Genomic DNA, 8,803 nt, shown 5'->3' with positions numbered 1-8,803 from the left:
TTCGCGTCCGCGGCGAGGCGACGGAGGGCGCCGGCACCGATGGGTTCTTCGATGCCGTCGATGCTGGCTGAGCCGACGCCGGTTTCGAGGGTGTCGTGGTCGACGCGGATGACGACGGACACGGGTGTGAGCTCGGTCGCGGCACCACCGCAGCCGGCGGTGTGGCGGAAGATCTCGGTGAGGGCGATGGCGCGGCGCCGGTCGGTGGGGATCAGTGACGGCCCCTCCGGCATGGGTGTGCCAGTTCCGTCCGGGTGATCGGCGTCGGCGTCCACGAACTGTAGTCGGCGCAGTCCGGCGCCGATGAGGGCGTCGAGTCCTGCGCGGACGAAGGCGGCGCTTTCTGGGGCGAGTTCGGCGCGGAGGAGCNCAGTTCTCGGAGGGTGGCGCGTTCGGCTCGGCGGAGGAGTTCGTCGCGGGGTTCCCTGCCGTCTTGATCGAGGCGGGTGCGGACGAGCTTCGCGATCCGGACGACATCCTGCAAAGGTGCGTGCGCGGCGTGCTCGACCGCGATGACCGTCGCGGCCTGCAGCTCGGCCCTGGTGCAGATACGGCCAGCGTTCCGGAGTTCACGGACGATGACCGCCGCACCGTCGACGCTGAGCGGGGCAGGAGGTGTGCCGCCTGCAACGGGCCCGTCACCATCCGTTTCGGCGGGGACGGAGGGAGCGTCGGCACCTGGTGTCGCGTCGAGGGCCGCGGCGATGTCTGGGAAGGGGCACTCCTCCAGCTCGCCGAGGAGCCCACGCGGCTGCGTGATCGCCGCGCCGACCTCCGCGATGACCGAACCGCGGGCGCGGGAGACCCGCCACCGCTCGGACACCATCACGCCAGGGTTGGCGTAACCGGCGGCGCGGACGAGTGACCCGTCGCGGCCCGTGGGCGACGGCCGGAGGGCGATCGCTCCGGTGACCCGTGCGGCGAGCACCTCGACTGCGTGCTGCACGGCCCCGAGTTCGTCGAGGACCCGGAACAGAGCCTCGCCGTTCATGTTCTCGAGCTGCTCCGCAGTACCCGTCCCGGCACGGATCGCGTCGAGCGCGCCGTGCCACACGGCATCGAACCCGGCCGCGGCGGCGGCGAGGGGGTTCGGTGCGGTGCTGGTCATGGTTCCATCCAAACACGGACCACTGACACTGGAGCGGGTGAGGAATGTTCTTCTGATCTGGGTATTTATCCGACAGATGGGGTCTGGTCATGGGTGCATCGACGGGCCCAGGGATCGCCCTTCGACAAGCTCAGGGACCGGGGTCCCGCTTCGAGGCGGGAACAGGGAGCGGGAGTGCCCTTCGACAAGCTCAGGGACCGGGGTTCTGCGGTGGATGCGGCGGCCGGGAGCGTCCTGAGGCCGGGGTCGGACACCGGCAAACTTGTTCACCGGGGTGCCCTTCGACAAGCTCAGGGACCGGGAGAGCGATTCGACAACCTCAGGGACCGGGAGTGCGCTCCGGCAGGCTCAGGGACCGGGAATGCCCTTCGGCAAGCTCAGGAACCGGAGTCATCCGGTGACGGATTCGGCAGCCGGGAACGCCCCTCGGCTGGTGCCGTGCCCGGGCGTACACTCCCCGCATGCGTTCATCGGCGATCGACACGGTTCTGGCGCTCATGCGGGCCTTCCACGAGCAGGACCGAGCCGCGGCCGAGGCGCTCATCCACGACGACTTCGTCTTCACCAGCCCGCAGGACGACCACCTCGACCGCGCCACCTGGTTCGAGCGCTGCTTCCCGAGCGCCGACCACTTCGACGCCCCGAGTGTCACGCTGCAGATCGTCGAGACCGACGGCATCGTCCTCCACCGGTACGAGTACGTCGTCGACGGCACGACCTTCCGGAACGTGGAGGCGACCCGCGTGGTCGACGGTGCCGTGCGCGAGGTCGAGGTGTATTTCGGCGGTGCCGTGTGAGCTCTCACCTGCGGCAGGGCGCGTGCCATCTGCCTCGGATCACACTGGCTGGCGGGGTCCGGTTCCGCTGATATTCGGTACGCTGATGCCGTAGCATTCGCCGACGAAGGAGAACCCGCATGCCCGTGCCCTCAGCCAACCCGCCCGTCGAGCGTCGGTCCCTCCGCGAGGTCGCGGTCGAGCGCATCCGCACCGCCATCTTCGACGGCACGCTGGAGCCCGGCGAGCACCTCAACGACGGCGAACTCCAGTCCTGGCTCGGCATCTCCCGCACCCCCATCCGCGAAGCGCTCAACGACCTCGCCCGCGTCGGCCTCATCGAGATGGCCGCCCAGCGCTACACCCGCGTCGCCCTGCCGGACCCCGCTCAGCGCACCGAGGTCATGCAGACCCTCGGCGCCATGCTCGGCGGCATCGTCCGCGTCACCGTCCCCGGCCTCGGCTCGACACAGAAGAAGGCACTCGTCCGCTCGATCAACCAGGTGATCGTCGTCGTCGAGCAGCGCGACATGGCCGAGCACGGGCGTCTCAGCTGGGAGCTCTTCGACGCCTTCATCACCGCGTGCCCGAACGCCACCCTCGTCGCGGCGACGAAGGACATCATCGACGGCCTCACCTACCGGTCGTCCGCGACCCGCACGGAGGAGACGACCGACTGGGCCGCGAAGGAACAGGGCTACCCGGAGCTCCGCAAGGCGGTCGAGGCCGGCGACGCGATCGCCGCCGAGCTCGCGGTCGAGAACATCTTCCGGCTGTCCGCCCAGCTGTAGCGGGCCGCCCTTCGACAGGCTCAGGGACCGGGGCAGTCTCAGGGACTGGGGCGAGGCCCTTCGACAGGCTCAGGGACCGGAACCGCTCACCGAGTCTGTCGACGGACCACGATCGCCCGCCCGGCGAACCCGAGCAACGCCACCGCGCTCCCGACGGCGACGGACGTCGGGGGTAGCGTGCCCATCAGCAGCACGCATCCGGCAGCACCCACCACGCTGACCGCCCGCGGATACCGTCGGTGTCCACTCGTCTGCCGCAGCGCCGCGACGTTCGCGACCACGTAGTACAACAGGACGCCGAACGAGGAGAAGCCGATCGCGCTCCGGAGGTCGACGAGCAGCACGAGCACGACGACGACGGCGCCCGCGAGCAGTTCCGCGCGGTACGGGGTGGCGAAGCGCGGGTGCACGGCGTCGAGCGCCCGGGGGAGGTCGCCGGTCCTCGCCATCGCGAACGCGGTCCGGCCCACACCCGCGAACACGGCGAGCAGTGCACCCAGACAGGCGGCCGCCGCCCCGACCCGCACGAGCGTCGTCGCCCACGGCCACCCGTTCGCCTCCACTACGGCCGCCAGCGGTCGTGACGCCTGGGCCAGACCGTCAGCACCGAGGGTGAGCAACGCCACCACGGCGACCTCTAAGTAGACCACCACCGCCACCGCGAAGGCGATCCCGATGGCCCGCGGGATCGTCCGGGCCGGGTCACGGACCTCCTCGCCGAGGGTCGCGATGCGCGCGTACCCGGCGAAGGCGAAGAACAGCAGGCCGGCGGACTGCAGCACGGCGAGCGGCCCGGCATCGAACCCGAGCGATGCGGAACCGGTCACGCCCGCCGCCGGCCCGAACGCCCCGGAGGCGACGACCACGGCGAGCACGAGCAGGACACCCACGACGATCACGCGAGTCGCCGTCGCCGTGCGGGTCACGCCCAGGCAGTTGGTCACGACCACCAGGGCGACCGCGACCGCCGCGACCGGCCGACTCCACTCGGCGGGCGCAGCGTAGGCGGCGAAGGCGACGGCCATCGCCGCGGCGCTCGCGGTCTTCCCGACGACGAAGCTCCACCCGGCGGCGAACCCCCACCACGGCCCGACGAGTTCGCGACCGTAGACGTAGCTGCCTCCGGCCGAGGGCAGCTGGGCCGCGAGTTGAGCCGACGACATCGCGTTGCAGCAGGCGACGACCGCAGCGATCAGGAGTCCGATGAGCAGCCCGGCGCCCGCCACCTGGGCGGCCGGCTGGAACACCGCGAACACGCCGGCGCCCATCATCGAACCGAGGCCGATGAACACGGCGGCGCTGGTGCCGAGTCGTCGCTGCAGTCCGGGGGCGCTCACCCGATCACGCTAGCGGGGTCTGATGAACACCAGGGTCCGCGTGGAGAACGCGTCGATCACTGGCCTCGCCGGATCACCGTCTGCCGCAGGACGCGCAGCAGGCCGAGGAATCCGAGGAAGCCGATGAACGCGGCGATGAGGTCGAAGACGCGGAGTCCGCCCGGCAGAGTCGGGCCCGCACCCGTCACGACGAGGACCACGGCGATCACCATGGCGGCGATCGAGATCAACGTGCCGACGATCTCCGCCGTCACCCCCTGGACGAGTCCCTTCGCGGGTTCGTCGGCGAGGCCCTTCAAGGTCACCCCCACCGTGCCCTGCTCGAGCCCGGAGAGCAGCGCGTCGAGTCGGCGCGGCAAGTTGCGTGCCAGCGCGGCCGACACTGCGGCCTGGGCCTGCAACGTCACCGCCGTCTGGCGGATCGACCGGGCACGCCGGAGCAGTCGCGGCACCATGGGCAGCGCCTGCTCGAACATGTCGAAGTCCGGGTCCAGGGCCTTGAGGCATCCCTCCAGGGTCGCGAAGCTGCGGAACGCGGCCGCGAGGTCACCGGGCAGGGCGATGTGGTGCTGGCGGATGACGTCCAGGAGACGGCTGAAGATCGAACCGTCGCCGCCCGGGCGGTGTCGTTCGGTGGTGATGACGATGCCCACGTCGTGGCGGAGGGCGTCGAGGTCGGCGTCCTCCGGCAGGTCCACGATGAGGAGGAGCGCGTCGGTCGCGGCGATGTCGTCCTCGCTGACGGTCGCGAGCATCACCGCGGTGAGCCGCTGACGTTGGCTGCGCTCGATGACACCGACGGCGCCGAAGTCGATGAGGCCGAGGGAGCCGTCCTCGCGGAGGATGACGTTCCCCGGGTGCAGGTCGGCGTGGAAGACACCGTGCACGAGGATCTGTTCGAGCACGACCTCCATGAGGCCGGTCGCGAGAGCCTGCCGTTCCTCCAGCGGGATGGTCGCGATGCGCTCGCGAGCGCGGCTGAGGGGGAGCCCGTCGACGAGGTCCATGGTGAGCAGGCGGGCGCCCGACGCCGCCGGATAGACGCGCGGGACGGTGATCCGGACGCCGTCGTCGTGCTCGTCGCGCCGCTTCAGGGTGCTGCGGATCATCTCCACGTTGCGGGCTTCGATCCGGTAGTCGAGCTCCTCGAGCAGGGTCGAGGTGAACGCTCGGGCGACGGAGGCGAGGCGGAGGTCCTGCCCGAACTTCGTGTGGGTCTCGGCGCGCTCGGCCAGACGGACGACGATGTCGGCGTCGGCTTCCACCTGCACCCGAGCGGCGGGACGTTGGACCTTCACGACCACGGGCGTGCCGTCGAGGAGTTCAGCGGTGTGCACCTGCGCGACCGAGGCGGCGGCGAGCGGTTCGGAGTCGATGGACGCGAACACCGTGTCGATCGGGGCGCCGAGTTCGGTCTCGATGACGACCTCGACCTCGTGCCAGGGCAGCGTCGTCGCCTCCGACTGCAGGGAGGCGAGGGCGCTGAGGTAGGGCTCCGGCACGAGGTCACGGCGTGTGGACAGCACCTGCCCGAGCTTCACGAAGGTGACGCCGGAGTCGTTGATCGTCGCGATGATCGCATTGGCGCGCTGCTCACTCGTGGTGAGTTCCAGCTGCACGCGGGATCGGCCGTGCACGAGCCAGCCGGCGCCGTGACGCGAGGCGATCGTGAGGATCTGGAGGTAGCGGCGGGTGCGACGACGGCGCCGGATCGCCGAGCGGACCACGTCGATCGGGTTCATCAACGGGCGGGTGGGGATGATCACCTCGATGGCGACGAGGACGCCGAGACCGAGGGCGAAGATCCAGCCGATCGCGAGGAGGGCGACGGCGATCGCGGCGAACGCGGCACGGGCGTCGTCGGCCTGGCCGTCCTGGAGGAGGCCGGTCTGTTGGACGAGCCAGCTGGCGAACGGCGGACCGGTGACGAAGACGACGAGGCCGACGACGATGCTGCGCGGCCAGCCGACGGGGGCGTCGAGCACCCTCCGGGCGGCGAATCCGAGGAGGAGCGCGGAGACGATCGCCAGCACGATGGTGAGCGCATCAGTCAGCATCCGGCATCCCCTCGTCGGTCGAGCGGTCGACTCGCCCCGTCCGCCAGCGTATCCGGCCGAGCTGAGCGCGCGCGAGCGGTCGTCGGTCGTCTACATTCGACTCACCACCCGAGCCGATCATCGGAGTCCGCATGCTTCCCCCGACCAACCTGTGGGCGTTCGCCCTGGCGTCGCTCGCGCTGATCGTCATCCCGGGGCCGAGCATCCTCTTCGTCATCGGCCGCTCACTCGCGCTGGGGCGGAAGGCGGGCGTCCTCAGCGTGGTCGGCAACGCCCTCGGCATGCTGCCGGCGGTGGCGCTCGTCTCCCTCGGCGTCGGGTCGATCGTCGCCGAATCGGTCGTCGTGTTCACCGTCATCAAGCTCGTCGGAGCCGCGTACCTCGTGTTCCTCGGTGTGCAGGCGATCCGTCATCGCAACGCCCACACCGGCACCGCGGAGACGACGAAAGCCCGCCCGTCCTCACGGCGGCTCCTGGGCGAGGGCTTCCTCGTGGGCGTGACGAACCCGAAGACGATCGTGTTCTTCGTCGCCGTCCTCCCGCAGTTCGTCGCGTACGACCACGGGGCGATCCCGGTGCAGATGGCCATCCTCGGACTCGTCTTCTTCGCGATCGCGCTCGTGAGCGACAGCGTCTGGGCGCTCACGGCGGGGACGGCGCGGGCCTGGTTCGCGCGGAGCCCGAAGCGCCTCTCGAAGCTGACCGCGGGCGGTGGCGTCATGCTGATCGGCCTCGGTGGCACGATCGCGTTGACGGGCAGCAAGGCGTAGCGCAGCGTCCCGACCGGTGATCGGCCGGTGTTCCCGCTAGGGTGGCCCGCGGGGAACGGGGAACGTGCATGGACGATCAGCGGTTGCGGAACGAGACCGGGGCGGGCGAGTCGGCGGAACGGACGAGCCAGCGGCGGCACCAGCGCCTCGTCTTGCAGGTGCTCTCCGGGGTCATCGCGGCCCTCGCGTTCACGACCGCCGCTGGGCTCACCGTGCCGGTGGTTCCCGCCGACGGTCCGGCGTTCAGCGCCCCCGACCGGATCGCGGTGACCACCGCCGCCGGAACGGAGGTCGAGCTCGAGCGGTTCCAGGGGGCGACGACCCGCTTCGGCTCGTATGCGCGGAACGGCCGGACCTTCACGCTGCTGGACGTCGACACCCGTTCACGCGTCGTCGACCGCGTGCCGATCGTCGAACCGGCCGACATCATCGGCTCCGATGAGCTGCCGGTTCGATTCGTCGCCAGGGTGAGTGCGCCTCACGGGGAGGAGGACCCCTCCGCCGGCGAGGTCCGGCTCCGGGACGAATGGCGCATGTACGTCCCGGTCGAGGACGGCCTGCCGGAGTACACCGACCAGCAGATCAACCGGGGTGAGGTGGGTGCGGACGGCGGATCGGTCACCACCGACGACCGCTCGATCCTCGCGATCGCACCGTCCTACCGGGACGGGTCGACGAGCCCGCAGCAGTGGGTGGTCCTCTTCGACTTCGCCGCCCTGCATGCCACGGGGAACACCAATCTCGGGTTCCCGCTGCCCTGGTACGTCGATGGTCCGGTGGTCCCTGCAATCCGTGCCGTCGCTCCGGTGCTCGGCGTCGTCTTCCTCGGTCTCGCGCTGTTCCTGCCCCGACTGCACCGGCGCGGCTCATCGCCGCGCACGGGGTGAGTCGGGGCCTCTCCCGTCAAGCGGCTCGGTCGCTCGGGTGAAGCGTCATCCGATGGCGTCGCGGCGGCGGACGAGCTCCTGCAGGCGCTCGTCGCGGCGGTCGGCGTCCGCCCTGACCAGCCCACGAAGCGAGGTGTCGTAGACGGACCTGGCTTGCTCCGGCTCGCAGTCCAGAACGGCTGCGATGCGGGCGAGCGCCTCGTCGTCCGACACCGCGCTCCCGATCACCTCGGCGATCGCGGGCCAGGACTGACGAGCGGCGGCTCGCAGCCGCTCCGCCTCGATCTGTCGGTCGTAGGCTCGGCGCTCGGTCGCGGGGTCGGCCCGGTGCTGATTCTGCTTGGCGAGCTGACGGCCGACCATCTCGGCCGTCAGCTCGACGCGGAGCGGTTCGGCGAGACGGAGCCCGAGTTCGACGACCACGACGTGGAGGTCGTAGGGGCCGGGCTCCAGCGAGTTGGCGTCCGACTGCGGCTGGAGCTGCACCGGGACACGGGTGACCTCGCCGGGGTCGAGCGGGACGGCGCGGTCCGCCGCGGAACCCTTCCACCCGAAGGAGAATCCGGTCTCGCCGGGCGCGGTGAGGGCCCCGACCGCTCGGAACCCCTCGCTCTCCGGCGTCCATCTGGTGGTACCCGCGTTCACGATGTCGACGACGAGGTCGCTCGGATCGGCGATCTCCGCGACGAACGACGGCCACCGCAGCTCCAAGCCCTGTCGCCGCTCGGCTCGGCTCGGTCGAAGGTCCATGGTGTTCGGGTGGACGCGCACCAGCGGAAGCTGCTCGCTCGGATGCACCTGCGCCACGCGCCAGGTCCGGTGGTCCGTGTCGACCGGCGAACCGAGGTACACCGCACTGCTCTCCATCCGGCGGAGCACCCGCCAACCATCCGACGGTGCCTCAACGGCAGTGGTCTCATCAATGCCGCAAGCCAGTTCGTCCGCTAGCTCCGCGAGTGTCGTGCCGTCGCCGGCAAGTGCACCGCCATCGACCTCGAGGTCCCCGATCCGTGGTGCGTCATCCATGGAAGCCATGGTCGATCGTCCCACGTCGGACCATGATCGAGCTCAGTGGCT

8 protein-coding genes are annotated in these 8,803 nt (G+C 70.6%); 4 read left to right on the top strand and 4 right to left on the bottom strand.

Going from position 1 to position 8,803, the window contains the following annotated elements; all coding sequences use genetic code 11:
• Positions 1-370: 370 nt before the first annotated feature.
• On the bottom strand, positions 371-1,108 hold a 738-nt coding region (locus ASE44_RS17935; RefSeq protein ID WP_235522690.1), incomplete at its 3' end, for a hypothetical protein.
• A gap of 461 nt (positions 1,109-1,569) precedes the next feature.
• On the opposite strand from ASE44_RS17935, the gene ASE44_RS17930 reads away from it, so the two are divergent.
• Both ASE44_RS17930 and ASE44_RS17925 read left to right on the top strand, forming a co-directional pair.
• Entirely contained in the window at positions 1,570-1,905 is a 336-nt protein-coding gene (locus tag ASE44_RS17930) for a nuclear transport factor 2 family protein (RefSeq protein ID WP_056782280.1), read from the top strand.
• Between the two features lie 119 nt (positions 1,906-2,024).
• A complete protein-coding gene (locus tag ASE44_RS17925) occupies positions 2,025-2,675 on the top strand; it encodes a GntR family transcriptional regulator (protein ID WP_056010590.1) in 651 nt (216 codons plus the stop codon).
• A gap of 86 nt (positions 2,676-2,761) precedes the next feature.
• On the opposite strand, the gene ASE44_RS17920 is transcribed toward ASE44_RS17925, so the two are convergent.
• Together ASE44_RS17920 and ASE44_RS17915 are read right to left on the bottom strand one after the other, a co-directional pair.
• Positions 2,762-4,012, bottom strand: a complete 1,251-nt coding sequence (locus ASE44_RS17920) for an APC family permease (protein ID WP_056782278.1) — start codon at positions 4,010-4,012, stop codon at positions 2,762-2,764.
• A gap of 56 nt (positions 4,013-4,068) precedes the next feature.
• Positions 4,069-6,069 (bottom strand): AarF/ABC1/UbiB kinase family protein, encoded by a 2,001-nt coding sequence (locus ASE44_RS17915; protein ID WP_056782277.1) that lies wholly within the window; start codon positions 6,067-6,069, stop codon positions 4,069-4,071.
• Positions 6,070-6,200: 131 nt separating this feature from the next.
• Here ASE44_RS17915 and ASE44_RS17910 point away from each other — a divergent pair, with 131 nt between their 5' ends.
• Both ASE44_RS17910 and ASE44_RS17905 read left to right on the top strand, forming a co-directional pair.
• Positions 6,201-6,839: a LysE family translocator gene (locus ASE44_RS17910; protein WP_056782275.1), complete on the top strand. Its 639-nt coding sequence runs from the start codon at positions 6,201-6,203 to the stop codon at positions 6,837-6,839.
• Positions 6,840-6,907: 68 nt separating this feature from the next.
• Entirely contained in the window at positions 6,908-7,726 is an 819-nt protein-coding gene (locus ASE44_RS17905) for a hypothetical protein (protein ID WP_056782274.1), read from the top strand.
• A gap of 45 nt (positions 7,727-7,771) precedes the next feature.
• On the opposite strand, the gene ASE44_RS17900 is transcribed toward ASE44_RS17905, so the two are convergent.
• Positions 7,772-8,752, bottom strand: a complete 981-nt coding sequence (locus ASE44_RS17900) for a hypothetical protein (protein WP_157580050.1) — start codon at positions 8,750-8,752, stop codon at positions 7,772-7,774.
• Positions 8,753-8,803: the final 51 nt, after the last annotated feature.

Source organism: Plantibacter sp. Leaf1, assembly GCF_001421315.1.
GTDB lineage: Bacteria > Actinomycetota > Actinomycetes > Actinomycetales > Microbacteriaceae > Plantibacter.
This window is presented reverse-complemented; position numbering and strand designations above follow the sequence as displayed.